General features: G+C 68.5%; 21 protein-coding genes. 10 read left to right on the top strand and 11 right to left on the bottom strand.

Annotated features, from left to right (window positions below):
• The 3 genes from BKY59_RS07360 to BKY59_RS07350 all read right to left on the bottom strand — a co-directional run.
• Nucleotides 1-1238, bottom strand: a 1238-nt coding sequence (locus BKY59_RS07360; RefSeq protein ID WP_129586259.1) for an ABC transporter permease, incomplete at its 3' end; no start/stop codon positions are given.
• Entirely contained in the window at nt 1228-1902 is a 675-nt protein-coding gene (locus BKY59_RS07355; protein WP_076070196.1) for an ABC transporter ATP-binding protein, read from the bottom strand. The genes BKY59_RS07360 and BKY59_RS07355, both read right to left, overlap by 11 nt.
• Nucleotides 1903-2116: 214 nt before the next feature.
• The gene (locus BKY59_RS07350; protein ID WP_240500008.1) at nt 2117-6697 is read right to left on the bottom strand and encodes an AAA domain-containing protein; all 4581 of its coding nucleotides are present in this window, start codon (nt 6695-6697) and stop codon (nt 2117-2119) included.
• Between the two features lie 153 nt (nt 6698-6850).
• Here BKY59_RS07350 and BKY59_RS07345 point away from each other — a divergent pair, with 153 nt between their 5' ends.
• The 5 genes from BKY59_RS07345 (at nt 6851) to BKY59_RS07325 (ending at nt 12882) form a co-directional block, all read left to right on the top strand.
• Nucleotides 6851-8146 carry a TerD family protein gene (locus BKY59_RS07345; protein WP_240500007.1) on the top strand — a complete coding sequence of 432 codons (1296 nt, stop codon included), beginning with the start codon at nt 6851-6853 and terminating at the stop codon, nt 8144-8146.
• Nucleotides 8147-8181: 35 nt separating this feature from the next.
• Nucleotides 8182-9300, top strand: a complete 1119-nt coding sequence (locus BKY59_RS07340; RefSeq protein WP_083671953.1) for a DUF475 domain-containing protein — start codon at nt 8182-8184, stop codon at nt 9298-9300.
• Entirely contained in the window at nt 9272-9850 is a 579-nt protein-coding gene (locus BKY59_RS07335; RefSeq protein WP_076070214.1) for a TerD family protein, read from the top strand. Before BKY59_RS07340 ends, BKY59_RS07335 begins: the two co-directional genes overlap by 29 nt.
• A gap of 445 nt (nt 9851-10295) precedes the next feature.
• The gene (locus BKY59_RS07330; RefSeq protein ID WP_076070194.1) at nt 10296-11471 is read left to right on the top strand and encodes an acyl-CoA dehydrogenase; all 1176 of its coding nucleotides are present in this window, start codon (nt 10296-10298) and stop codon (nt 11469-11471) included.
• Nucleotides 11472-11784: 313 nt separating this feature from the next.
• A complete protein-coding gene (locus BKY59_RS07325) occupies nt 11785-12882 on the top strand; it encodes an ATP-binding protein (protein ID WP_076070193.1) in 1098 nt (365 codons plus the stop codon).
• Between the two features lie 230 nt (nt 12883-13112).
• Here BKY59_RS07325 and BKY59_RS07320 read toward each other — a convergent pair whose 3' ends face one another.
• Both BKY59_RS07320 and rpoZ read right to left on the bottom strand, forming a co-directional pair.
• Nucleotides 13113-15197: a RelA/SpoT family protein gene (locus BKY59_RS07320; protein WP_076070191.1), complete on the bottom strand. Its 2085-nt coding sequence runs from the start codon at nt 15195-15197 to the stop codon at nt 13113-13115.
• A 142-nt stretch (nt 15198-15339) separates the two neighbouring features.
• Complete coding sequence (gene rpoZ, locus BKY59_RS07315) at nt 15340-15681, bottom strand: DNA-directed RNA polymerase subunit omega (protein WP_076070189.1); 342 nt, start codon at nt 15679-15681, stop codon at nt 15340-15342.
• A gap of 144 nt (nt 15682-15825) precedes the next feature.
• On the opposite strand from rpoZ, the gene BKY59_RS07310 reads away from it, so the two are divergent.
• Nucleotides 15826-16983, top strand: coding sequence for a phospholipase D-like domain-containing protein (locus BKY59_RS07310; protein ID WP_076070188.1), 1158 nt, complete (start codon nt 15826-15828; stop codon nt 16981-16983).
• A gap of 33 nt (nt 16984-17016) precedes the next feature.
• On the opposite strand, the gene BKY59_RS07305 is transcribed toward BKY59_RS07310, so the two are convergent.
• Nucleotides 17017-17631 (bottom strand): class I SAM-dependent methyltransferase, encoded by a 615-nt coding sequence (locus tag BKY59_RS07305; protein WP_076070186.1) that lies wholly within the window; start codon nt 17629-17631, stop codon nt 17017-17019.
• 109 nt (nt 17632-17740) lie between these two features.
• Here BKY59_RS07305 and BKY59_RS07300 point away from each other — a divergent pair, with 109 nt between their 5' ends.
• Nucleotides 17741-18064 carry an antibiotic biosynthesis monooxygenase gene (locus BKY59_RS07300; protein WP_076070184.1) on the top strand — a complete coding sequence of 108 codons (324 nt, stop codon included), beginning with the start codon at nt 17741-17743 and terminating at the stop codon, nt 18062-18064.
• A 264-nt stretch (nt 18065-18328) separates the two neighbouring features.
• On the top strand, nt 18329-19246 hold the full coding sequence (locus tag BKY59_RS07295; RefSeq protein ID WP_076070182.1) for a LysR substrate-binding domain-containing protein: 918 nt from the start codon (nt 18329-18331) through the stop codon (nt 19244-19246).
• Nucleotides 19247-19415: 169 nt separating this feature from the next.
• Here the strand turns inward: BKY59_RS07295 and BKY59_RS07290 are convergent, their stop codons facing one another.
• Nucleotides 19416-19874 (bottom strand): peptidylprolyl isomerase, encoded by a 459-nt coding sequence (locus BKY59_RS07290; protein ID WP_076070181.1) that lies wholly within the window; start codon nt 19872-19874, stop codon nt 19416-19418.
• Nucleotides 19875-20025: 151 nt separating this feature from the next.
• Between BKY59_RS07290 and mgtE the strand changes: the two genes are divergently transcribed.
• Both mgtE and BKY59_RS07280 read left to right on the top strand, forming a co-directional pair.
• A complete protein-coding gene (gene mgtE, locus BKY59_RS07285) occupies nt 20026-21423 on the top strand; it encodes a magnesium transporter (protein WP_076070179.1) in 1398 nt (465 codons plus the stop codon).
• Between the two features lie 31 nt (nt 21424-21454).
• A complete protein-coding gene (locus tag BKY59_RS07280; RefSeq protein WP_076070212.1) occupies nt 21455-21859 on the top strand; it encodes a DUF1489 family protein in 405 nt (134 codons plus the stop codon).
• 45 nt (nt 21860-21904) lie between these two features.
• On the opposite strand, the gene BKY59_RS07275 is transcribed toward BKY59_RS07280, so the two are convergent.
• The 4 genes from BKY59_RS07275 to fdxA form a co-directional block, all read right to left on the bottom strand.
• Nucleotides 21905-22612 (bottom strand): GIN domain-containing protein, encoded by a 708-nt coding sequence (locus BKY59_RS07275; RefSeq protein WP_165374805.1) that lies wholly within the window; start codon nt 22610-22612, stop codon nt 21905-21907.
• Complete coding sequence (locus BKY59_RS07270; RefSeq protein WP_076070177.1) at nt 22597-23289, bottom strand: head GIN domain-containing protein; 693 nt, start codon at nt 23287-23289, stop codon at nt 22597-22599. Before BKY59_RS07270 ends, BKY59_RS07275 begins: the two co-directional genes overlap by 16 nt.
• Before the next feature lie 214 nt (nt 23290-23503).
• Nucleotides 23504-24022 carry a CarD family transcriptional regulator gene (locus BKY59_RS07265; RefSeq protein WP_076070176.1) on the bottom strand — a complete coding sequence of 173 codons (519 nt, stop codon included), beginning with the start codon at nt 24020-24022 and terminating at the stop codon, nt 23504-23506.
• Between the two features lie 219 nt (nt 24023-24241).
• Nucleotides 24242-24580, bottom strand: coding sequence for a ferredoxin FdxA (gene fdxA, locus BKY59_RS07260; RefSeq protein WP_076070174.1), 339 nt, complete (start codon nt 24578-24580; stop codon nt 24242-24244).
• Nucleotides 24581-24631: the final 51 nt, after the last annotated feature.

Genomic DNA, 24631 nt, shown 5'->3' with positions numbered 1-24631 from the left:
GCCAGCGGCACGCGCCACGCGACCGGGGCACGCGGATCGACGACGTCGCCGGCGTTGCGCAGCGCCACGGCGGGCGCGGCGCGGGCGGCGGCGCGGGCCGGAATGATGCTGCCCGCCAGTGCCGCCGCAAGACCGAGGCCCGCGAACAGCAGCGCCGCGCCGGGCGCGAAGGCGAGCGCCGGCGCGACGCCGCCGAAATAGCCCGCGCCGAGATCGCCCCCGAACCGGGTGAGCGCGACCGACGCCAGTGCATAGCCGAGCGCAAGGCCGAGCGCAGTGCCGGCGAGGCCCACCACCAGCCCCTCGATCGCGACCTGTACGACGATGCCGGCGCGCGGCAGGCCCAGCGTGCGGAGCAGCGCGAAGCTGCGCAGCCGGCGGGTGACCGACAGCGACTGTGCCGAATAGACCAGAAAGCCGCCGGTCAGCAGCGCGACGAGTGCCAGCATGTCGAGGTTGACGCGATAGGCGCGGCTGAGTGCCGCGCCCTGTTCGGCGTCGCTGTCGGCATCGGCCAGCGTCGCCACGGCGGGCAAGGTGGCGGACAGGGTACGGCGGATGGCGGCGGCGTCCGCCCCCTCCGCCAGTTTCAGGTCGACCCGGTCGATCCGGCCGGTCCGCGCGAAGCGCCACTGGGCGGCGGCGATGTCGACCACGCCGATCCGGCGGCCCGCCTCCACGCCGGGCAGGATGCCCGCGATGCGCAGGCGCGCGGTGCGGCCGGCGGCAGTGACCGGAATGGTCGCACCGATCGGGCGGCCGACCGCGGCGAGCGCGGCGCGCGACAGGAACAGCGCATCCATGTCGAACGGCGTGCCGCCGCGGGCGGACAGCGGCTGTCCGATCAGCGCGGGGGTGACCGCGCCGGCGCGCAGGATGTCCAGGCCCAGCAGGGTGAGGCCCCCGCCGGCCGCGGTCGCCGGCAATTGCACGACCGGGCTGGCGTCCGCGATGCCGGGGTGCAGCGCGATGCGCGGGTAGAGCCGTTCGTCGAACCCGGCGGGGGTGGCGGCGCGAACCTGGAGATCGGCCGCGCCGTTCACCGCGCGCACCGCATGGCCGAATGCGTCGAGCGCGGAGCCGTTGATGAGGTGAACCGCGAAGCCGAGTGCGACGCCGACCGCGATGGCCAGCGCCGCCACGACCACGCGGGCCGGGTGCGCGCGCCATTCGCCCAGGATCATCCAGCGCAGCGCGCGGGGCGGCGCGATGCCGCCCGACCGTGCCTCAGCCCGCATGGGGAACGAGGCCGGTGGCGGTGAGCCGCAGCGTGCGGTCCGCGACGGCGGCGGCGACCAGGCTGTGCGTGACGATGACGGCGGCGGCGCCGCGGCTGCGCACCGCATCGGCGAACAGCGCGAGGATGCGGTGCGCGGTTTCGGGGTCTAGGTTGCCGGTCGGTTCGTCCGCCAGGATCAGCGCGGGATCATGAACGAGCGCGCGGGCGATGGCGACGCGTTGCAGTTCGCCGCCCGACAGGTCGCGCGCATAGTCCGCGCCGCGGGTCGGCAGCCCGACGAGATCGAGCATCGCATCGGCCCGCGCGGCAGCGGTCCGTGCAGGCGTCCGGCCGAGTGCCAGCGGCAGCGCGACGTTCTGGCGGAGCGTGAGATAGGGCAGGATGTGGAACGCCTGGAACACGAAGCCGATGCGGTCGCGGCGCAGGCGGGTGGCGGCGGCTTCGTCCATCGCGGACAGGACGGCGCCTTCGACCGCGACGGTGCCGGTGTCGGGTTTGTCCAGGCCGGCGACGATGTTGAGCAGCGTCGACTTGCCGACGCCGGATTCGCCCATGATCGCGACGAGTTCGCCGGGGCCGACGCTGAGGTCGAGGCCCTGGAACAGGGTGCGCCCGCCGGGGACGGACTTGGCGAGGCCGGTGAGGAGGAGGCGGGGAGGCATCAGGGCGTTTAACGCGGGGTGGCGGAAAGGGGTGCTGTCATTTTGTCCTTGGAGGTGCGGGTGGATTTCGGCTCGGAGCGACGACGTCAGATTGGCCCTCATTTAAGACCCGTCCATGCCGAGCGCAGCCGAGGGGCGCTGTTGCTCGTCTCGGCTGCGCTCGACGGGTCCCTCGACTTCGCTCGGGATGGACGGGTTGGGGAAGGGGGCTGGGTTAGAACGCCTCCATCGGCACGAGGTGCGCGTAGGGGACATGCTCCGCCGCCGGCGCTTCGACCGGTTCGTTGCCGCCGGGGCGCCAGCGGCGGTGTTCGGTGTGGCGGGTGGCGGGGCGGTCCTGCCCATGGGCGACGGGATGGATGTCGCGCGCGGTGAGCGTGGCGACGAGATCGGCCATCGCGGCGTCGCGGTCCCGCACGAAGCGGCTGGCGAAGCAGCGCCAGACCGCCCAGCCGGCGCGTTCGAGCATGCGTTGGCGCGCCATGTCGTCGGGCCAGCGGTCCGCGCCATGCCACATGTCGCCATCGCATTCGATCGCGAGCCGGCGGTCGTCCGCGCCTTCCACCACCATGTCGATGCGCGCGGCACCGACGCGGACCTGCGTATCGACGCGGTAGCCGCGCTGGACGATCAGGTCGAACATCTCGCGTTCGAAGCCCGATTCGCAGCGGTCGCGCGCCGCCTCCGTCACCGCAGGGTCGGCGACGAACGGTGCGCGGAAATGGTCGATCAAGGCGCGGCGTAGCTGGTCGGCGGGCTTCAGGTCCTCCGGTTCGACCGAGCGGACCAGAATCATGCGGTCGCGCGCGCGCGAAGCGGCGACGTTGAACCGCTGGTCGTATGCCGCACCAGACAGCGCGCTGCTGCCGCGGTCGGCCACCATGGACACGAACATGATGTCGCGTTCGTCGCCCTGAAAGGCGCTGGGTTCCCCGATCCGGATGTCGTGCGCCAGCATGATATCGACGCCGTGCGTTCGTTCGATCGCGGCGAACAGCGCGGCGGCCTGTTCATGGCCGAGCAGCGTGGTGACGCCGATCGAGCGGCCGGCCATCGCCGGGTCGGCGACGATGCGGCCGATCTCCTCGACGATGCAGTCGACCTCCGCCGGGTTGGTCTTGCCGCGCCGCACGCCGTCCTCGACCAATATGTCGATCAGCGGCGGATCGAGCCGCTGCGAGGCGGAGGGGAGCCGCAGGGGCACGAGCTGGTGGCTGTAGAACTGCGCCTTCGAATATTCGATGATGGGCGCGACGCAGCGGAAATGTTCCTTGAGCATGATCGCCCCGCCCGCGAACACGACGGTGCCGAGGTCGTAGAGCGATTTCTCCTCGCGCAGGACCGCGCGATAGTCCGGCACCTGCCCCGCCAGATGGCGCTGCGCCAGCTCGTTCATGCGCGCCTCCGCCCGGAAGCCGGCGTCGGGCGTCACCTGGCGATCATCGCCGACGATCAGCACCTGTTTGGCGCGGAGCAGAGCGGGGAGGGCGGCGACCGTGGACTGCGACGCCTCGTCCACGATCACCAGATCGAACAGCCCGAGTTCGGCCGGCAGCGATTCCGACACGCGGTAGTGCGGCATGATCCAGCAGGGGAGTGCGGCCTTGGCACGGTCCGCGGCGATGCGGGCATCGTGGCGGTAGCGGCCGGCCTTGATGCCGGTGCCGCGGCCGATGCGGCGCATGGCCTGTGCATAGGAGGCGAGCGCGGCGCGGACCTGATCGCTCGCCTGTTCGGCCAGGCGCCCCCAACTGCGCAGTTCGATCGACTCCGCATAGGCACGGCGCAGCTGCCCTTCGAGTTCGGTACGGCGCTGTCCGGCCTGTGCCAGCGCGCCGTGCCGGTCAATGCGGGTGAGCCAGGTGGCGATCCGCCGCAGCCGCCAGCGGTGGCGCCAGTCGCCGGGGGTGAGCGGATCATCGACCCCGGTCACCGGATCGCTGCGCAGCCGATCGGCCCAGATCGTCGCACCGCTTTCCGCGATCAGATCGGTAACGCGGGCGATGGCGGCATAATGGGCCCCAAGCGCCGCCAGCGCATCGCGTTCCGCGAGCAGCGCGCGCCAGTCGGCCCGCAGCATGTCGGCGTCGGCATCCGGGTTGCCGACCCGTTCGGCGGCGGCGCGCAGGCCATCGCCCAGCGTGCCGCCGACCGGGGCGAGCATCGCGCGCAACGCCTGGTGCCGGGCCTGGACCGTCAGCAGGCGGAGGCGCTGGCGATGCCGATCGAGGGTGGCGGCGATGGCGCTGGTTGCGGCATCGTCCCGGATCACGCTGCCGCGCCAGCCCGGCACCAGCGCGCGCAGTTCGGGATCGATCCGCCGTTCCTGATCGACCAGCGTGCGGAGCAGCGCGATCCGCGCGAGCTGGCGGCGCATCGGTTCGGCAACCCCCAGCCCGGTCGCGGCGACCGGTTCGAGCGGGCTGTGCGCGGCGGCGTTGTTCCATGCGGCGCGCAGCCGCAGGACGGCGTCGCAGGCGGCCAGATGGCGGTCGACCTCCGCCCAGTCGGACGGGCCGGCGGGCGGGTGGCCGACCAGCCGGATCGCGGCGACCCGCACGCCGAGCGCACGTGCGAACAGGCCGGTCAGGAAACCGGGTTCGTGCCCCTGCGCCAGCGCGGTGACGCGGTCGCGCAACGGCGCGTCGTCCAGCGCGCCGTCGGGCAGGTCGACCGGACGGGTGAGGAAATGGCGGGCCTCCGCCACCGCATGGTCGATGTCGTCCACCAGCCCTTCGAGGGCGACCAGTCCGTCCGACGCATGGCCGCGGCGCAGGTCCGCCAGGACGGTGGCGGTCCAGCCATGCGGCCCGTCGGCGATGTCGCGGCGCAGATCGGCCAGCCGGACCAGGTCCCGTGCCGCGTCGGCCAGCCGTTCGGGTGTGGCGTCGGGCGCGAGCGCGGCGACGGTGGGCGTGCTGCGGCGGATCGCCTCCGCATGGGCCAGCGCATCGTGCAGCGCCAGCAGCGCGTCGTCGTCGGGCAACGCGGTGGGCAGGACGAGGCCGAGCGCATCCAGCCGCGCGCCGACCGCCTTGCGCGCGGTGCGGAGCGCGACGATGTCGGCATCGTCATACCCCGCCTCGTGCGATCGGATGACGTCGATCGGGTCGGGCAGCCAGGCGGCAAGCGCCCGATCGGCCATCTGTTCGCGCGCGGCGGTGGCGGGGTCGATCGTCGCGCCGTCGATGGTAACCGCGGCGGTGGCGGCACGGCCGATATCGGCCACCTGCGCGTCGACCTGCGCCAGCCCGCGGTGGAGGCGGTCGATGGTCGCGTCGATCGCCGCCACCTGGGCGGCGTTTTCGGCGGGGCGAATGCGTTGCAGCCGTTCGGCGATGATATCGACCGATTCCTGGAACTGGCGCAGGCCGTCGCGGTCGCTTTCGAGCAGGCTGACCGCCAGCGGGCGGACCGCGGCGGGCAGTTGGGCGCGCAACACCTTGAGTGCGGGCGCCTTTTGCGAGGTGACGAGCACGCGCTTGCCGAGCGCCAGATAATGGCTGACGATATTGGCGATGCTGTGTGTCTTGCCGGTGCCGGGCGGCCCCTGCACCACCACGCCGGGGCGGGTGGCGAGCTGCTGGATCACCTCCACCTGTTCGCGGTTGAACGGTTTCGGGAAGAACAGGTCGTCGCCCGACCCGTCCGAACTGGTGACGCCGGGGACGGTCGAGACGCCGCGATAGATGGGCCGCGCCGCCGCCGGCAATGCGGTATCCGGATCGGTCAGCAGCGCGCGGACGGCGGGCGGGATGTCGGCCGGGTCGTCCGGGTTGGCGACCAACGTCCGGAACGCGCGAAGATCGTCCATCAACATGGTCGCGCGGCGGGTCCGTTCGAACAGCATCCAGCCGCCGCCGACCGTCAGGACGGTAGGGGCCGGCGGCGTCATCCCGTCGCGTTCCGGCAGATAAAGACCGTCGGCATCGAACAATGCCGTCGCATGGCGCAGGATCGGCGCGAAACCGTCCGGGTCGAACGGGTTCAGGCCGTCGCGATCTTCGTCCGCGGCCAGCGCGTCGAGCGTGGCCTGCGTCGTGCGCCGCCACTGATCGACGCCGGGCAGTTCCAGCGCATCGAGCGGATCGGATTCGATCCCGGGCGGGGTCGCGCTGCGCGGGCGGAGCAGGATGGCGTGGGTGACGGGGTCGATCGTCAGGTCCATCGCAACGGACAGCAGCGGATGGTGCAGCCGCCCCGCCGGATGCGCCCAGCGCGCCGGGCCGATGCCCCAGACCAGTTCGACGGGCGCGGTGCCGCCGCCGTCGAGCGCCTGACGCAGGCCGAACAGGGCGTTGTAGAAGGCGATCGCGCGCCGGCGCGGCTTTTCCTCCAGCGCCCAGCCGGTCCAGGTTTCGCGGATATGGTCGGCCAGCCGGGCGACGAGCCGTTCGCGGTGCGGATAATCCACCAGCGGGACCAGGGCGTTGCCGGCCGGCAGGTCCGCCGTCGCGACCAATCCGGCCTTGCGCAGCGCCGCCGCCGGCCGCGCGGCGTGCAGGGTGGGGCGGGTGTCGACATCGTCGGGCTGGTCGATCCACAGCGCCAGTTCGGGTTCGGCGGGCGGCGACGGCGCGTGGCGGGCGAGACGATCGACACTGAGCCAGACCGGATCGTCGTCGGTCCGCGCATCGACCCGGACGCCGGGCATCCGCGCCACGTCCGCGCCGTCGGCCCGCAGGCCGCGATAGTCGGCGACGTCGGTGACGATCGCCATGCGGTCGCGCTCCGTGGCCTCGACATAGTCGATCAACGCGAGCAGGCGCTCGTTCTGGATAGGCATGGCGCGCATGGACCCCCGGTTGCCAAGTCCCGGCGCGGGCATCTGACCCGTTCAGAATATATCGGGAAGGTCCGTCGTCAATAGTGTTTGAATAGAATATCGTATTCGGTCCGTAATGGACATTTCTCTTGCACCGCAAAGACTTCCCATTTGCCGGCTGGCGTGGAATTCGACTTCCACAGCGAAGATGTCGGTTCGGTACGGGGGCGGTATGAACGGTTCGGGGAACGCCTGGCGACGGGCGGTGGCGGCGTGACGGACCTGGTTCGCGGTGGCAACGCGGCCGTGCCGGGCGACCGGCTGGTGGTGGCGTTCGGATGGGACGTGCCGACCGGGCGGGCGGTGGAGGCGGACCTGTCGGCATTCCCGCTGACCGCCGCCGGGCGGGTGCGCGGCGATGCCGACATGGTCTTCTACAACCAGCCGTCCGGCGCGGGGGGCGCGGTGCGGTTCGACGCCGGGCTGGGCGCGCGCGGCGGGTTCGCGATCGACCTGACCCGCGTGCCGGCGGAGATCGAGCGGATCGCGCTGTGCGTGACGGTGGACGAGGCCGCGGCGCGGGGGCAGACGCTGGCGCTGCTGTCCGGCGCGGTGGTCGGCGTGGCGACCGCTGCGGCACCGGGTATGCCGGTGCTGGTGTTCCGTCCCGACCTGGTCGGTGCGACCGAAAGCGCCATGACCTTCGCCGAGCTCTACCGCCGGCAGGGGGTGTGGAAATTCCGCGCGGTGGGGCAGGGTTACAATGGCGGGCTGGCCGCACTGGCCCGGTCGTTCGGGATCGACGTGGCCGACGACGTCGCCGCGCCGACCCCGGTCCCGCCGGCCCCTCCTCCTCCTCCTCCACCGCCCGTTTCGCTGAGCAAGGTGACGCTGGAGAAGGCGGGGCAGAGCGTCAGCCTGGCCAAGACGGGCAGCGGGTTCGGCGAGATCGTCGTCAACCTGAACTGGTCAGCCGCGACCAAGGGCGCGGCCAGGGGCATGTTCGGTGCGAAGCAGGCGATCGACCTCGATCTGGGGTGCCTGTTCGAACTGGCGGACGGGCGGGCGCATGTCGTGCAGGCGCTGGGCGATGCATTCGGCCGCTACGATGCGGAACCCTACATCATATTGTCGGGCGACGACCGGACGGGCGATGCGTCCACCGGCGAGACGATCCGGATCAACGGCGCGCACTGGGCGAAGATCAAGCGGATCATGCTGTTCGCCAATATCTACGACGGCGTGCCCAACTGGCAGGCGACCGACGGCGTGGTGACGGTGACGATGCCCGGCCAGCCGCCGATCGAGGTGCGCATGACCGAGGGGCGCAACGCGAAGCGGCTGTGCGGCGTGGCGATGATCGAGAATGACCGCGGCGCGCTGAAGGCCACGCGGATCGTGGAATATTTCACGGACCAGCAGGCGCTGGACCGGCGCTTCGGCTTCGGCCTGCGCTGGACCGCGGGCAGCAAGGACTGAACGCGACGCCGTTCGGGGTTGCATGACGGGGGGATATGTCGGTGTTGCGTTACTACAGGGGATCGTTGCTGTTCACGGGGATGAGCCTGGCGCTGGCCGCGTGGCTGGGGTGGGGGATGGCCGGCACGGTGGCGGGCATGCTGTCGATCATGTGGATCGTGCTGGTGCTGGGCGTGCTGGAAGTGTCGCTGTCGTTCGACAATGCGGTGGTGAACGCCACCGTGCTGCGCGACATGGACGCGGTGTGGCGGCGACGGTTCCTGACCTGGGGCATCGCGATCGCGGTGTTCGGGATGCGCATCCTGTTCCCGCTGGCGATCGTCGGGATCGCTGCAAGGCTGGGCCCGGTCGATGCGCTGCGGCTGGCGGCGACGGAGTCGGAGACGTACGAGCGGATCATCACCGGCGCGCATGTCGGCATCGCCGGGTTCGGCGGCGCGTTCCTGGCGATGGTGGGCCTGAGCTTTTTCCTGGACGACGAGAAGGACGTCCACTGGATCGGCGGGGTCGAGAGCGGGCTGGGGCGGCTGGGGCAGGTGCCGGCGATGCGGATCGGGATCGTGCTGATCGCGCTCTATGCCATGTCGCGGGTGGTGTTGCCGGCCGATGCGCTGACGTTCCTGACCGCAGGGCTGCTCGGGCTGGTCGCCTATATCGCGGTCGACGCGTTCGGCGGGCTGATGGAGGGCGCGGAGGATGCGGCAGGGGCGGTCGTGCGGTCGGGCCTCGCGTCGTTCCTGTACCTCGAACTGCTCGACGCGTCCTTTTCGTTCGACGGGGTGATCGGGGCGTTCGCGCTGTCCAACAACCTGTTCGTGATCGCGCTGGGCCTGGGCATCGGGGCGATGTTCGTCCGGTCGATGACGGTCATGCTGGTCGATCAGGGGACGCTGTCCGAATATCGGTTCCTGGAACATGGCGCCTTCTACGCGATCCTGGCGCTGGCGATCATCATGCTGCTGTCCGCGCGGTTCGAGATCCCGGAGACGGTGACCGGCCTGATCGGTGCGGGGCTGATCGGCGTCTCGTTCCTCGCCTCCGTCGCGCACAACCGGCGCGCATCGGCCCCGGTCGGGCCGACCGGCCATCCGCTTCATTCCACCAGCTTCATCAAGGAGAATGACCATGTCGATCAGCCTGTCCAAGGGCGGTAATGTCAGTTTGTCGAAGGAGGAGCCGGGGCTGACCCGGATCCTGATCGGGCTGGGGTGGGACACGCGGTCCACCGATGGCACCGCGTTCGACCTGGACGCCAGCGCATTCCTGCTGGCCGCCGGGGACCGGGTACGCAGCGATGCGGACTTCATCTTCTACAACAACCTGAAGTCCGCCGACGGATCGGTGGAACATACCGGCGACAACCGGACCGGCGAAGGGGATGGCGACGACGAGGCGCTGAAGGTCGACCTGACCCGCGTCCCGGCCGACGTGATGAAGGTGGCGATCACGGTCACGATCCACGATGGGGAGGCGCGCCGCCAGAATTTCGGGATGGTGGCCAATGCGTTCATCCGGATCGTCAACGACGCGACGGGGCGCGAGATCACGCGTTTCGACCTGGCCGAGGACGCATCGACCGAAACCGCGATGATCTTCGGCGAGGTGTACCGCCACAACAGCGACTGGAAGTTCCGGGCGGTGGGTCAGGGCTATGCCGGCGGGCTGGGGCCGCTGGCGCGCAATTTCGGCGTGAGCATCGGCTGATCGCCCGGCGGTCCGCACCGGCACCGTCGAGGATCTGATCGCCCAAATCGATCAGATCCCGCCGCCGGAGGCGAGCACGGAGCCGAACCATAGAATGAGCGCTGCGAGCATCCAGACGGTTAGCGCCTGTGTGACGCGTACGGAATGGTTCGACCGCAGCGCAAGTCCGGTTGCGGGCAGGATCGCACCGAACACAACAGAAAGCCGAGCGACCCGTAGCGGCACCAGACTTCCTGCTGCCAGCTTGCATATGGGCCGACTGCGAAAGTCGATGTCGAGGAAGTCATGGCCACGAGATTCAGGCAGAGGATCGGCTGAGGCGGCCAGCCGTCAGCCCGGCGCGCAACAGGCCATCCGGGCATCATGCCTCCATTGCACTCTTGCGGACAAAACCCGATCTAGGCGGGAAGAAGACGGCAGGAGAGCAGGCGTGGCGGCAGGTGGCATGGGGCAGTTCGACTGGGCGGATCCGTTCCTGATCGACGATCAGTTGAATGACGAGGAGCGCGCGGTGCGCGATACGGCCGCCGCTTATGCACAGGAGAAGCTGGCCCCGCGGATCGTGGCGGCGTTCCGCGACGAACATACCGACCCGGAGATCTTCCGCGAGATGGGGGCGCTGGGGCTGCTCGGACCGACGGTGCCGGAACAATATGGCGGGGTGGGCGCGTCCTATGTCGCCTACGGTCTGGTCGCGCGCGAGGTGGAGCGGATCGACAGCGGATACCGCTCGATGATGTCGGTGCAGTCGTCGCTGGTGATGTACCCGATCCATGCGTTCGGATCGGAGGAACAACGCATGCGCTACCTGCCGAAGCTGGCGAGCGGCGAATATATCGGCTGTTTCGGGTTGACCGAGCCGGAGGCCGGGTCCGACCCCGGCGGCATGACGACGCGCGCGGAGAAGGTGGCCGACGGGTATCGCATCACCGGGGCCAAGACCTGGATCAGCAACGCGCCGATCGCGGACGTGTTCGTGGTGTGGGCGAAGTCCGACGCGCATGACGGGGCGATCCGCGGGTTCATCCTGGAAAAGGGCATGGCCGGGCTGTCCGCGCCGAAGATCGACGGCAAGCTGTCGCTGCGCGCGTCGGTGACCGGCGAGATCGTGATGGACGGCGTGGTGGTGGGCGAGGAGCAGCTGCTGCCCAACGTCGCCGGGCTGAAGGGGCCGTTCGGGTGCCTCAATCGGGCGCGCTACGGGATCAGCTGGGGCACGATGGGCGCGGCGGAATTCTGCTGGCACGCGGCGCGGCAATATGGGCTGGACCGCAAGCAGTTCGGCCGGCCGCTGGCGGCGACGCAGCTGTACCAGAAGAAGCTGGCCGACATGCAGACGGAAATCGCGCTGGGGCTACAGGCGTCGTTGCGCGTCGGGCGGTTGATGGACGAGGGCCGGTTCGCGCCGGAGATGGTCTCGATCGTGAAGCGGAACAATTGCGGCAAGGCGCTCGATATCGCGCGCGCGGCGCGGGACATGCACGGCGGGAACGGGATCTCCGGCGAATATGGCGTGATGCGCCATATGATGAACCTGGAGACGGTGAATACCTACGAGGGCGCGCATGATGTGCATGCGTTGATCCTGGGGCGGGCGATTACCGGGATCGCTGCTTTCTAAGATTGAGTGAGTTGGAGCTGGCGGGGGTTCAGCTCCAGTCACTTTTGCGTCATTCCGGACATTATGCGGGGACGTGGGAAGGAATGCCCAAGCGCCAGTTCGTATCCGAGATGTGGGGACGGTGCGGTGCGCATCGTGCCGTACGTCACGGTGGGCTTTTGCAAAGCCATTGAAAATCATGCCGAACGACTGGCGTTGGTGGAAAATCGGGCGTTCGCCTCTGCGCGGCGGCCTTGCATATCGTTCGATATGCCGCGGGTAATTTGCCCGAAATGTTGCCGCGGGCGAGTGCGCGCCGGTCAGGAGACTGCTTGTGAAACCAGCGCCGGTTGCCATTCTGTACCAGGCACTTCCACCCCCACTGATCGGCGGGCTGCGGAAGGATGCGAAGCCGGGGGGATATTCGGACGGGGGCGCCGACATCGCCTTCGCGTTGCGCGAGGCGGGTGTGGATGTGGTCATGCCAACCGTTTCGCCGGATCCGGCCACGGCGCTCGATTGGGTGTTCCCGGACACCGCCGAGGGCATTCGCCGTGCAGGTGCGGCCGGTGCATCGGTGCTGTGGGCGAACACGATCCTGTTCGAGGGGCATCCGCTTGAGGCGGCACTCGCCGACTTCGACATTGTCGGGCAGTTGCCGGCCGCCACGCAGGCATTCGACGACAAGTTCGAAACCAACCGGCTTCTTGCCGAGGCGGATCTGCCAGTGGCGCGATCGTTTCTCCTGTCGGGCAAGGCGAGGGAGAATGTCTGTGCGCTGGCCGACGTCGAGCAGGCCTGCGCGACCCGCGGCATGTCGTTTCCGATGATCGTCAAGCCGGTGCGCGGACGTGGTAGCCAGGGCGTGACGCTGGTGGAGACCTTCGCCGCGCTCCGCGATACGGCGGCCGCGTTGATCGCGGCCGCCACCTTCGGCGACATGCTGATGGTGGAAGAGTTTCTGGGCGGGGACGAAATGACCGTCACGGTCATGCCGCCGGCGGCTCCGCGCCCGGACGGGTCGCGGGCGGGGACACACTGGGCCTTGCGGCCCGTCTACCGCTTCGATCAGCGCGGCGGGGTGGCCCCTTACAACGGCGACGTGCCGGTTACGGCCAACAGCGTGGCAATCGGCGGTGAGCGGCTGCGCGATCCCGCGATCGTGGCGATGATCGAGGGCTGCGTCGTGGCAGCCGGGCTGGTCGGTGCCCGCACCGCGATCCGGATCGATTGCCGGGCCGATCAGGACGGCTGGTTCAAATTGTTCGACCTCAATATGAAACCGAACATGACGGGACCGGGCCGGCCGGGGCGCAACGATCAGGATTGCCTGTCGGCCATCGCCGCCCGCGCCGATGGCTGGAGCTATGTTGATCTGTTGCAGGCGATGCTTGCCGCCAAATGGTGGCTTGCGTCGGCGAGCAGCATCTAGCTTCGAATGTTCGGGAGCGACGTTTGCAAGTCGATCGATTTGGGGCGTCTGCTCCGCTGAAGATCTTGCGCAGTGGCGGAATTCAGCAACGTGGGTGGTCGAAGCGTGGTCGGAATGTCTCGATGGTTTCGTTGCCGCAAGCCAAGCACCAGGGCGTCGCTTCTGGGTGCTGTTGCGCCCACCCCCCAACCCCCTCCCTTGAAAGGCAGGGGGCCTTTCGGTCGCTCGCTTTACAACCGCTCCGCCTGGGCGACGGCGTCGGCGGCGCGGAGGGCGGCCAGGATGCGCATGACGTGGGGGCGGTCGCGGACTTCGAGGGCGAGGTGGAAGGTGTGGAAGCTGGCGTCGCGGTGAAACAGTGCCAGGTTGATGATATTGGCACCCTGTGATCCCAGGATGCTGGACATCGCACCGAGCGAGCCGGGTTCGTTCTTGACGATGACCGACAGCCGCGCGGTGCCGCCGTCCGATCCGTCGCCCCAGGCGAGGTCGACCCAGTCCGCGTCGACGCCGTCGGCCAGTTCGGAACAGTCGATGGCGTGGACCTCGACCGCCGCATCGGGGCGGCGCATGCCGACGATGCGGTCGCCGGGGACGGGGTGGCAGCAAGGCGCGAGCTTGAACGCGACGCCCGGGGTCAGCCCCTTGATCGAAATCGCCTCGCGCTGCGGGCGGACCATGGCGACGTCGCCGCCGCCAGCGCCGGGCATCAGCGCCTCCATCACCTGTTCGTCGGTCAGATGCTTGCGCGCGATGGCCTGCATCAGCGCATCGCCGTCGGGCAGTTGCAGCCGCTTGACGGCATTGCCCAGTGCCTCCGTGCCGAGTTGCGCGGGCAGGCGCTTGACGATTTCGTCGTAGAATTTGCGGCCGAGCGCGACGGTTTCGTCGCGTTCCTTGTGCTTCACAAAGCGGCGGATCGCGGCGCGCGCCTTGCCGGTGGTGACGAACGCCATCCAGCCGGGCTCGGGTTCCTGCGCCTTGGACCGGAGGATCTGGACCTGATCGCCATTCTGGATCGCGGTGCGGAGCGGCACGACGCGGCCATTGACCTTCGCGCCCACCGTCTGGTCACCGAGATCGGTGTGGAGCGCGTAGGCGAAATCGACCGGGGTGGCGCCCTTGGGCAGCTGGATCAGTTCACCGGTGGGAGTGAAGGCGAAGATCCGGTCCTGGTACATCGCCATGCGGGTATGTTCGAGGACCTCCTCGGCCGTGTCGGCATGATCGAGGATTTCCACGAGATCGCGGATCCAGCTGACCTGCGTGTCCGCACTTTCCTTCTGCTTGTAGGCCCAGTGGCTGGCGAGGCCGATTTCGGCCTGGTCATGCATCTCGGTCGAACGGATCTGGATCTCGATCCGTGCCTTTTCCGAATGGATGACGGAGGTGTGGAGCGATTTGTAGCCGTTGCGCTTCGGCGTCGAGACATAGTCCTTGAACCGGCCGGGCACCATCGGCCAGCGCTGGTGGATCAGGCCGAGCGTGCGGTAGCATTGCTCGACATCCTTCACGACGATGCGGAACGCCATGATGTCGGACAGCTGTTCGAAACTGATGTGGCGCTCGGCCATCTTGCGCCAGATCGAATAAGGGTGCTTTTCGCGGCCGGTGACTTCCGCCACGATGCCCTGGCGGCCGAGCAGCGTGACGATGCCCGACGAGATGCGCGCGATACGGTCGCCGCCGCCGGATTTGAGCTGTTCGAGCCGCCGGGTGATCGACTCGTACGCTTCGGGTTCGAGTTCGCGGAAGGCGAGCGTCTGCATCTCCTTCATGAATTCGTACATGCCGATCCGTTCGGCGAGCGGCGCATAGATCTCCATCGTCTCGCGCGCGATGCGGCGGCGCTTCTCCGGCTTTGGAATGAAGTGGAGCGTGCGCATGTTGTGGAGCCGGTCGGCAAGCTTCACGAGCAGGACGCGGATATCGTCCGACATGGCGAGCAGGAACTTGCGCAGGTTCTCGGCGGCGCGCTCGTTCTCGGTCTGCGCCTCGATCCGCGACAGCTTGGTGACGCCGTCGACTAGCCGCGCGACGGACGTGCCGAACGTCTTTTCGATCTGGTCGTAGGTGGCGACCGTATCCTCGATCGTGTCGTGCAGGATCGCAGTGACGATCGTCTCGTCATCGAGCCGCAGGTCGGTCAGGATGCCGGCGACCTCTATCGGGTGGCTGAAATAGGGGTCGCCATTGGCGCGTTTCTGCGATCCGTGGGCCTGCATCGAAAAGACGTAGGCGCGATTGAGCATCGCCTCGTCGGCTTGCGGATCGTAGTCCAGGACCCGATCGACCAGTTCATATTGTCTGAGCACCCGGCATCATGTGGCGGGGCGGGGCCGGGATGCAACGGGAAAGCGTTGCGAGGCTGCAACTTGTGGCGAACGCGCGTCCAAACTTCGGCGTTGTCACCCCCCAACCCCTCCTCTGAAGAGGAGGGGCTCAGGCAATTAAAGATTACTCGTAGTCGCCGCCGACATTCTGGTTGCGGGGCGGGGCGGCGGCGGTGAGGCGGAGAGCTTCGGCCGACTGCGACAGCGAGCCCATTTCGTCGACCGCGTCGTCATCATCCATCCGGACGCGCTGGAGGCTCTGGATCATGCCTTCTTCCAGATCGTGCGGCACGACGGTTTCCTCGGCGATCTCACGCAGGGCGACGACCGGGTTCTTGTCGCGATCGCGATCGATCGTCAGTTCGGCACCGCCGGAAATCTGGCGTGCGCGCTGAGCGGCGGCCAGGACCAGGTCGAAGCGGTTGGGGATCTTGTCGACGCAATCTTCGACAGTGACGCGCGCCATGATGTCGCTCCGCTATAGTTTCGAGCATGAATGCAAGCGCGGGCCGTTAGCAGCATCGCGGGCGAAAGGCAAGGAACGGTGCCGGTTCGGTGCGCGCGGCGTTGCGTAGTCGTACCGACATGGTGACGGTGCTAGGCGGTGCGGATGAGCGAGGACAGACCCACCTTCACGGTCGACCGCGACCGGCTGACACTGTTGCCCGACGGGCCGGAGCGGCTGGACGCGTTGATCGCGCTGATCGACGGGGCGGCGGCCACGTTGCGGCTGCTCTATTATATCTATGCGGACGACCGGGCCGGGCGTGCGGTGCGGGATGCCCTGCTGCGCGCGGTCCGGCGCGGGGTGCGGGTGGACATGATCGTCGACGGGTTCGGCGTGGCGGCGGGGGCTGGGTTCTTTTCGGAACTGGTGGCCGCCGGCGGCGGGGTGTGCCGGTACGAGGCACGGTTCGGGCGGCGCTACCTGCTGCGCAATCACCAGAAGATGGCGCTGGCGGACGAATTGCGCGTGCTGATCGGCGGGTTCAACGTCGAGGACGATTATTTCGGGACGGTCGCCGACGGCGCGTGGCGCGACCTGGGATTGCTGGTGGAGGGTGATGCGCCGGTGCGGCTGGCACGCTATTTCGATGCGTTGCTGGCATGGACACGGGCGCCGGCGGGCAAGTTCCGCGACCTGCGCACCATCCTCAAACGGCATAGCGAGACGCATGGCACGGGAAAGCTGCGCTGGGTGTTCGGCGGGCCGACGCGGCGGCTGAGCCCCTGGGCGCTGGTCGTCAAATGGGACATGGCGCATGCCCGGCGGCTGGACATGATCGCGGCCTATTTCGCGCCGAACCCGGCGATGCTGCGCCGGATCGAGCGGATCGTGAAGCGCGGCGGGCAGGCGCGGGTGATGACCGCCGCCAAATCCGACAACGAGGCCACGATCGCGGCGACGCGGCACTGTTACCAGCGGCTGTTGAGCCGCGGGGTCCGCGTGCTGGAATATGGCGCGACCAAGCTGCACAGCAAATTATTCGTGATCGACGACATCGTCCATCTGGGGTCGGCGAATTTCGACGTGCGCAGCCTATACCTGAACCTGGAGATGATGCTGCGGATCGAAGACGCGTCGTTCGCGGCCTATATGCGCGCCTATTTCGAGGGCGAGGCGGTGGAGAGCCACGAGGTGACGCTGGCCGAGCATGACCGGGCCGGCTGGTTCCGCCGCGTGCAGTGGGGCATCGCCTATTTCATCGTCGCTGTGGTGGACGGCAATGTGACGCGGCGGCTGAACTTCGGGATCGACGGACGCTGAGCCCGTCGCGCCATCGCGCCTGGGTCCGGTCGGTCAGTCCTTCCAGCACCAGTAGAGCTGCGCCGGCGGGATGTTGATCGGTTCGAACGCATGGTCGATCCGGCGGAAATGCGGGACCAGGAAGTCTTTCACCCGCGGGGAGAACTGATAGACCAGGAATGCGCCGCCGGGACGCAGCGCGTCATGCGTTTCGGATGCGATCCGCGGGCCGATGCCGGCGGGCAGCGTGGAGAAGGGCAGGCCGGACAGGATATAGTCGGCGTGATCGTGACCATGATCGGCGATGATCGACCGCACGTCGGAAGCGGAGCCGAGCACCGGGCGGAACCGCGAATCGGTGATCCGCCGGCCGAGATAGCCGATGAAGTCGCGATTCGTGTCGATCGCGATCAGTTGCGCATCCGGCGCCATCCGTTCCAGAATGGCGGGGCAGAAGGTGCCGACGCCGGGGCCATATTCGACGAAGAGTTTGGTATTCGCCCAGTCGACGGGCTTCAGCATGCGAGCAATCAGCTTGTCCGAGGACGGGATGATCGACCCGACCATGACCGGATGTTTGAGAAATTCACGGAAGAACATGCCCAGTGGACCGGGTTCGCGGCGCTGGCCCGCACGGGTGAGAGCCTGATCGGCTGACGATGACGGCATGGAAACTCCCGGAAGAACGCACCGAACAGTCGGCACCGTTCGCAAAAGCCACCGTCAATAGCAAGCCGCAGTCGTGGCGTGAACCGGGGTGCGTCGTTATGAAACCGTCATGGACGCAATAAGTGCCGGGGCGGTCGCCGTGATCTTCGTAAGTCGGCGGACCGCCGAGGACCCGGCCGGCTATGCCGCCGCGGCCGACGCGATGGATGCCGCCGCAGCCGCGATGCCGGGATATCTGGGCGTCGATGCGGTCCGCGACGTGGCGGGACATGGCATCACCGTCAGCTACTGGCGCGACATGGCGGCCGCGGCGGCATGGCGCGACGATGCGGAGCATGGCCGGATCCGCACGCTGGGCCGGGCGCGCTGGTACGACAGCTACAGCGTCTGCGTGGCGACGGTGGACCGGGCGTATCGGTGGAGCAGGCCATGACCGGCCGGTGGCGCATGAGCGGGGGGGGGGGGGGCACGGAGGCGTGATGTGCCGTTGCCGTTGCCGGCGATGCCGCGGTCCGGGCAGGCGCCGGGCGCGGTGATAAAAAAAGGGCCGCCCCGAGGGACAGCCCGAAAGTTTTAGGAGAGGATGCCTGAAAGGCCCGACCCTTTTGCTGCACCGCGACAATTGCCGCAAATGCTTTATTGTGAGAAACGATTGCGCAACACGCAATCGCTGTTCGCGGCAGCAGGAAGGGGAAGCATGCGTCGTCTGCCACCGCTGACCGCCGTAGAGGCTTTCGTACAGGTCGCACGGCTGGGGTCCGTCAAGGCCGCGGCGCAGGAACTGGCGCTGTCGTCGCCCGCGCTCAGCCGGCGGGTGCAGGCGCTGGAACGGTTCGTCGGGCAATCACTGTTCGACCGGCGACACCAGGCGATGCTGCCCAATGCGGCGGGGGAGCGGCTGCTTGCCCGGATCGCGCCGGCGATCGACGCGCTGGCCGAAGCGATCGATTCGACGACGGGGCAGCATGACGCGTTGCGCCTGCGGCTGGGCGTGCTGCCGCTTTTCGCGTCGCAGAAGCTGATGGCGCGGTTGCCCGAACTGCGCGCCGCCTATCCCGATTTCCATGTCGATATCGACACCGCGCCGCACCCGACCGCGCGGCTGGGCGAAAGCCTGGACGCCGCGATCGTGCTGGGCGCGGAACCGGACCCGGCGCTGTACGGCCGGCGGATCGACCGCAACCGGGTCAGCGCGATCGCGCGGCGCTCGCTGACGACCGGTCCGGACGCGCTGACCGACCCGGACGACCTGCGGCGCATGACGATCTTCGTCCACCGCGACATGCCCGAAACGTTCGCGATCTGGCGCGCGGCGATCGGGCGGCCGGACCTTAAACCCGCCGCGATCGACCATTTCGATTCGGGCCACCTGATGCTGGACGCCGCGGCGCAGGGGCTGGGCGTGGCGTTCATGCTGGATGCGCATCTCTACGGCGCGCATGACGACCGGCTGACCAACCTGTTCGGGCGCGAGGTGGAGAGCGACTACAGCTACTGGTTCGTATGCCGGCGTTCGGCGATGTCGAACCGCGCGGTGCGGGTGTTCCACGACTGGCTGTTCGCGAGTGTGGCCACCGCGGGGGACGAGCCGGTGCGGGTGGCGGCGGCGGGGTAGGTAGGGCCGGTTGGCGGATACCGCCCGCCCCGGTCGTCATCCCAGCGGACGCCGGGATCCATTGTCACTACGCTTTGGGGTTGCCTTCGGGCGGAGTGATAATGGATCCCGACTTCCGTCAGGATGACGGGGACGGGCTTTGTACTTCTGCTTCTAAAGCCGCCAAGCGTCAGGCGGAGACGGTCGCCTTGACGATCTTGCCCGGGGTGCGGGGCGGTTCGCCCTTGGGCAGCGCGTCGACATGTTCCATGCCGGACGTGACGTTGCCCCAGGCGGTGTACTGGTTGTCGAGGAAGCGGGCGTCGTCGAAGCAGATGAAAAACTGGCTGTTGGCCGAGTTCGGGCTCTGCGAACGCGCCATCGAGCAGGTGCCGCGGACATGCGGTTCCTTGTTGAATTCCGCCTTCAGGTCGGGCTTCTTCGATCCGCCCATGCCGGTGCCGGTGGGGTCGCCGCCCTGCGCCATGAAGCCGGGGATGACGCGGTGGAAAACGACGCCGTCGTAGAACCCTTCCTGCGCCAGTTCGACGATCCGCGCGACATGGCCGGGGGCGATGTCGTCGCGCAGCGCGATCACGACGTCGCCGCCGCTGTCGAGCGTCAGGGTGAGGGTTTTCTGGTCGGCCATCGGCAATTCCTTACGGTTGGGTGGTGCTGGGCGTCTATCTAGGAAGCCCGGCGTAGGAAAGAACCCCGTGCCGGTGGCTGACAGCGGCGGCGCGAGTCCGTAAGGAGGCGGTGGGCGGCGTCATCCGGGCGGGTTCGGAGCGGAGACGGGCATGGCCGAGCAGGACGAACTGGATATCGTGGCGGAGCCCACGCACGACGAAGACAACCGGCTGAATTCGGATTTCGTCACCGCCGTGGTCGACGCGGTGGCGGACGGCGACGTGGAGGGCGCGCGCGCGCTGGTGTCGCCGCTGCACCCCGCCGACATTGCCGACCTGTTCGAACTGGCACCGGGCGACCGGCGGAAAGCGATCGCGTCCGCGCTGCACGGCATGATCGACGGCGAAGTCCTGGCCGAGATGAACGACTGGGTCCGCGACGAGCTGATGGAGGCGCTCGGCCCCCAGGAGGTCGCCGACATCGCGACCCTGCTCGATACCGACGACGCGGTCGCGATCATCGAGGACATGGACGCCGACGACCAGCGCGAGGTGTTGCGCGCGCTGGCGCCCGACGACCGCGCCGCGATCGAGGAGGCGCTGGGATATCCCGAGGAGTCCGCCGGCCGCCTGATGCAGCGCGACCTGATTGCGGTGCCGGAGCATCTGAGCGTCGGCGACGTGCTGGATTATCTGCGCCACAACGAGGATCTGACCACCGATTTCTGGGAAATCTACGTCGTCGACCCCAGCCACCGTCCGATCGGGACGTGCAAGCTGAGCTGGATCCTGCGCACGCCGCGGTCGGTGGCGATCGCCGACGTGATGGCGCGCGAACAGACGCTGATCCCGGTCGACATGGACCAGGAAGAAGTGGCGCTGCGCTTCCAGAAATATGCGCTGATTTCTGCCGCAGTCATCGATTCGGCTGGCCGGCTGGTCGGCATGATCACGGTCGATGACGTCGTCCACATCATCCAGGAAGAGGCAGGCGAGGATATCCTGCGGCTGTCGGGTGCCGGCGACGGGGACATCAACGAACCGATCCTGCAGACCATCCGCACCCGCCTGCAATGGCTGGTCGTGAATCTGGGCACCGCGGTGCTGGCGGCGTCGGTGGTCGGGCTGTTCGAGGCGACGATATCGCGGCTGGTGATGCTGGCGGTGCTGATGCCGATCGTGTCGGGGATGGGCGGCAATGCCGGCACGCAGACGATGGCGGTGTCGGTGCGCGCGCTGGCGCTGAACGAGCTGACCAGTTCGAACGCGAAACGCATGATCTGGCGCGAATTCCGGATCGCGGTGACCAATGGCTGCGTGCTGGGGCTGATGATCGGCATCGCGGTGGCGACGGTCTATGGCAATCGCGATCTGGGGATGGTGATCTGCGCGGCGATGATCATCAACAACATGACCGCTGGGCTGGCCGGCATCCTGGTGCCGATCGGGCTGGACAAGGCGGGGGCGGACCCGGCGGTGTCGTCTGCCGTGTTCGTCACGACGCTGACCGACGTAATGGGCTTCTTCTCCTTCCTGGGGCTGGCGACATGGTGGGGGGTGCAGGCTTGAAGCGGGCGTGCGGGGCGGCCATCTGAACCTGATGCACCCGCTGAACATCACGAAGGTCGCGGTCGGTTGCGAGACTGTCGAGGCGCTGGCCGAACGGACGCGCCACCGGACCGCGAACGGCGAGGCACCGATCCAGACGCGCTACCGCCCGACCCGCCATGCCGAGCTGATCGGCGGGTCGCTGTTCTGGATCATCAAGCACCAGATCGTCGTGCGGCAGCGGATCATCGGGTTCGACGAGACGCCGGAGGGACGGTGCCTGATCCGGCTGGACCCCATGCTGGTCACGGTCCGGGCGCGGCCGAAGCGCGCGCATCAGGGCTGGCGCTATCTGACGGCGGACGACGCGCCGGACGATCTGGAAGGCGGTTCGAACGAGGGGGCGGCGATGCCGGCGGCGTTGATCCGGGAACTGGCAGAGCTGTCGTTGCTCTGACGGTTCTGCCGCCTTTCCCGTCCTCACGGGAGAGGGTTTTCAGGGTCAGCGGCGTTTGGGGCCTTCGCAGACGACTTCGACAGTGCCTTCGCTGGTGACCGTGCAGGCGGGTGTGCCGAGGATGGTGACGAGGCCGCCGCCGGTCGCGCCGACCTTTGCGGTGCGGACCGCAGTGAGGGTGAGCGTGCCCGAACCGGCGGTGGTGACGACGGCGTCCTGCGCGATCAGGGTCGGGGCGTCGATCGTGCCGGTGCCCTGCATTACCGCGCGCAGGTTGCGCGCGCGGCCGGCCAGCGTCGTGCTGCCCGCGCCGGTGCTGGTGACGTTCAGCAGATCGGTGTCGAGCCCGGTGACGGCGAGCGCGCCGGCCCCCGAGACGGTGGCATCGAAACGCGCGCCGCGGTTCGCCGCGACCGTCAGGCTGCCCGCGCCCAGCACGGACGCGCCGGACAGCGCGGGCGTCGACAGCGCGATGCGGATCCCCTTCAACGTGCCGCCGGACGTGGTGTCACGGTCGCGCCGGATGACGAGGGTGCGGCCCATGACATCGATCCGCACGCGTTCCAGCATGCGCTGGTCCGGTCCATCGGCGCGCGCGGACGCCCCGGCCCCGGTGGTGAGCGTGACCGCGAACGGCCCTTCGAGCCGGATCCGGTCGAAGCTGGTGACCGAGAAGCCGCGCGTGGCGGCCGGCGCGGCGGCGGCGGAGAGCAGCGCCGCAGTGGCGATGGGCAGGATCAGCCGGCGTTGCAATGCACGTCGCCCGACCCGGCCTTGCTGATCGTGCAGCGCGCCGGGCCGTGAATGGTGATGTCCCCCGACCCGGCGATCGACGCGCTGGCGGTCTGCACGGCGCGGGCGGACAGATCGCCCGATCCCGCGACCGACGCGCTGACGTTGTTGGCGTTGAGTTCCCCGGCGTCGAGATCGCCCGGCCCGGTGACGGACAGGTTGGCGGCCGATGCGCGGCCGGTGGCGGTCAGATCCCCGGACCCGGCGACGGACAGGTCGATCCGCACCGCATCGACGCGCGTCAGCCGGAGATCGCCCGACCCGCCGACCGCGCCCGAGAAGCGCGCGGTGCGGAACGGGGCCACCGTCATGTCGCCCGATCCGGACACCGACGCGCCGGTCAGCACCGGCAGCGTGACGGTGACGGTGACCCCGTCATCGTCGCCGTCCATCCGCCCTTCGCGCGTGATCCGCAGCGTATCGCCCGAAACGGCGATCGCCAGGACCCCGACCGCATCCGCCGGGCCGCTGGCGGTGACGGAGAAGGCGGGGCCGACCTGGACCTGCACATCGTCCGAACTGCCCAGGCTGACCTGCTGGAAGCCGGTGAGCGGGAAACGCCGCGTCACGGGGGATGCGGCGGTGGCCTGCGCGGCCGCGAAAAGCAGGGCAAGGGCGATCGGGGCGAGGCGGCGCATGGGTCGGGATCTCCACTGTTATGGTCAGATAGTACAGCGGCTGTGCGCCGGGGCAACCGAAAAAGGCGGCCCCGGGGACCGCCTTTTTACGTCGTTCGATGTGTGACCGTTACCCCGGCGCGGGCCGGGGTCGCGCTTGGGGTGGGGGCGCGGTTCGCGCGCGGGAGATCCCGGCTTTCGCCGGGATGACGGCGGGGAAAGGTGCCCGCCCTGCTTACTTGTTGTGGATCGTGGCGGCCGCGCGGAGGATGTCGAGGATCTTTTCCGATGCCTTCGGCTCGTCCACCTGTTCCATCGCCGCCAGTTCGCGCGCGAGGCGGCTGGTGGCGGCTTCGAAGATCTGCCGTTCGGAATAGCTCTGTTCCGGCTGGTCGTCGGCGCGGAAGAGGTCGCGGACCACCTCGGCGATCGACACGAGGTCGCCCGAGTTGATCTTGGCTTCATATTCCTGCGCGCGGCGCGACCACATGGTGCGCTTGACCTTGGGCTTGCCCTTCAGCGTCGCGAGCGCCTCGTCCATCGTGACGTTGGACGACAGCTTGCGCATGCCGACGCTTTCGGCCTTGTTGGTGGGAACGCGGAGCGTCATCCGCTCTTTCTCGAACCGCAGGACGTAGAGTTCGAGCTTCGTGCCGGCGATCTCCTGGCTTTGCAGTTCGATTACGCGACCGACCCCGTGCTTGGGGTATACGACGTAATCACCGACGTCGAAGCTGAGCGCCTTTGCAGCCATGTAGAAGCCTTTCCATGCCGACGCCCGAACCGACGCGGCAGCGATCCATCCCGGACGGGACGCGCGGGCGCGGCAGCAGGCACGTCTAACTGTTTCCTCGGTCGGCGGACGAGGAACATCCGCCGGTCAGGCGGGCATGTAGCGGAAAATCCGGCCAAAAGCCAGCGATCCGGACGGATGCTGCGGCCGGCGGCCGCAGCATGCCCGGCGCTGCGGTTATCAGTCGCCGGTGCCGGGGTTGGCCGAGAAGTGCGCGTCATATTTGTCGGGCACGTCCTTCCACGCATCGGCATCGGCCGGCGCGTCGCGCTTGCGCGTGATGTTCGGCCAGTTGGCGGACATGCTGGTGTTGAGTTCGAGCCATTTTTCGAGGCCGTTCTCGGTATCGGGCAGGATCGCTTCGGCGGGACATTCCGGTTCGCACACGCCACAATCGATGCATTCGGACGGGTTGATGACGAGCATGTTCTCGCCTTCGTAGAAGCAGTCGACGGGACACACCTCGACACAGTCCATATATTTGCAGCGGATGCAGGCGTCTGTGACGACGTAGGTCATGCGTGATTCCCGGATGGAGACGGCGCCCTGCTATGGCGCGGGGACAGGCAC

The sequence above is a fragment of the Sphingomonas montana genome (assembly GCF_001956315.1).
Lineage (GTDB): Bacteria > Pseudomonadota > Alphaproteobacteria > Sphingomonadales > Sphingomonadaceae > Sphingomonas_R > Sphingomonas_R montana.
Note: the sequence above shows the minus strand (reverse complement) of the source record. Positions and strands in the feature narration are given on the sequence as shown.

Excerpts from the sequence above, each read along its gene's own strand:
- BKY59_RS07355 (WP_076070196.1), bottom strand. The coding sequence starts at position 1,902 with ATGCCTCCCCGCCTCCTCCTCACCGGCCTCGCCAAGTCCGTCCCCGGC.
- BKY59_RS07350 (WP_240500008.1), bottom strand. The coding sequence starts at position 6,697 with ATGCGCGCCATGCCTATCCAGAACGAGCGCCTGCTCGCGTTGATCGAC.
- BKY59_RS07340 (WP_083671953.1), top strand. The coding sequence starts at position 8,182 with ATGTCGGTGTTGCGTTACTACAGGGGATCGTTGCTGTTCACGGGGATG.
- BKY59_RS07335 (WP_076070214.1), top strand. The coding sequence starts at position 9,272 with ATGTCGATCAGCCTGTCCAAGGGCGGTAATGTCAGTTTGTCGAAGGAG.
- BKY59_RS07330 (WP_076070194.1), top strand. The coding sequence starts at position 10,296 with ATGGGGCAGTTCGACTGGGCGGATCCGTTCCTGATCGACGATCAGTTG.
- rpoZ (WP_076070189.1), bottom strand. The coding sequence starts at position 15,681 with ATGGCGCGCGTCACTGTCGAAGATTGCGTCGACAAGATCCCCAACCGC.
- BKY59_RS07310 (WP_076070188.1), top strand. The coding sequence starts at position 15,826 with ATGAGCGAGGACAGACCCACCTTCACGGTCGACCGCGACCGGCTGACA.
- BKY59_RS07305 (WP_076070186.1), bottom strand. The coding sequence starts at position 17,631 with ATGCCGTCATCGTCAGCCGATCAGGCTCTCACCCGTGCGGGCCAGCGC.
- BKY59_RS07300 (WP_076070184.1), top strand. The coding sequence starts at position 17,741 with ATGGACGCAATAAGTGCCGGGGCGGTCGCCGTGATCTTCGTAAGTCGG.
- BKY59_RS07295 (WP_076070182.1), top strand. The coding sequence starts at position 18,329 with ATGCGTCGTCTGCCACCGCTGACCGCCGTAGAGGCTTTCGTACAGGTC.
- BKY59_RS07290 (WP_076070181.1), bottom strand. The coding sequence starts at position 19,874 with ATGGCCGACCAGAAAACCCTCACCCTGACGCTCGACAGCGGCGGCGAC.
- mgtE (WP_076070179.1), top strand. The coding sequence starts at position 20,026 with ATGGCCGAGCAGGACGAACTGGATATCGTGGCGGAGCCCACGCACGAC.
- BKY59_RS07280 (WP_076070212.1), top strand. The coding sequence starts at position 21,455 with ATGCACCCGCTGAACATCACGAAGGTCGCGGTCGGTTGCGAGACTGTC.
- BKY59_RS07270 (WP_076070177.1), bottom strand. The coding sequence starts at position 23,289 with ATGCGCCGCCTCGCCCCGATCGCCCTTGCCCTGCTTTTCGCGGCCGCG.
- BKY59_RS07265 (WP_076070176.1), bottom strand. The coding sequence starts at position 24,022 with ATGGCTGCAAAGGCGCTCAGCTTCGACGTCGGTGATTACGTCGTATAC.
- fdxA (WP_076070174.1), bottom strand. The coding sequence starts at position 24,580 with ATGACCTACGTCGTCACAGACGCCTGCATCCGCTGCAAATATATGGAC.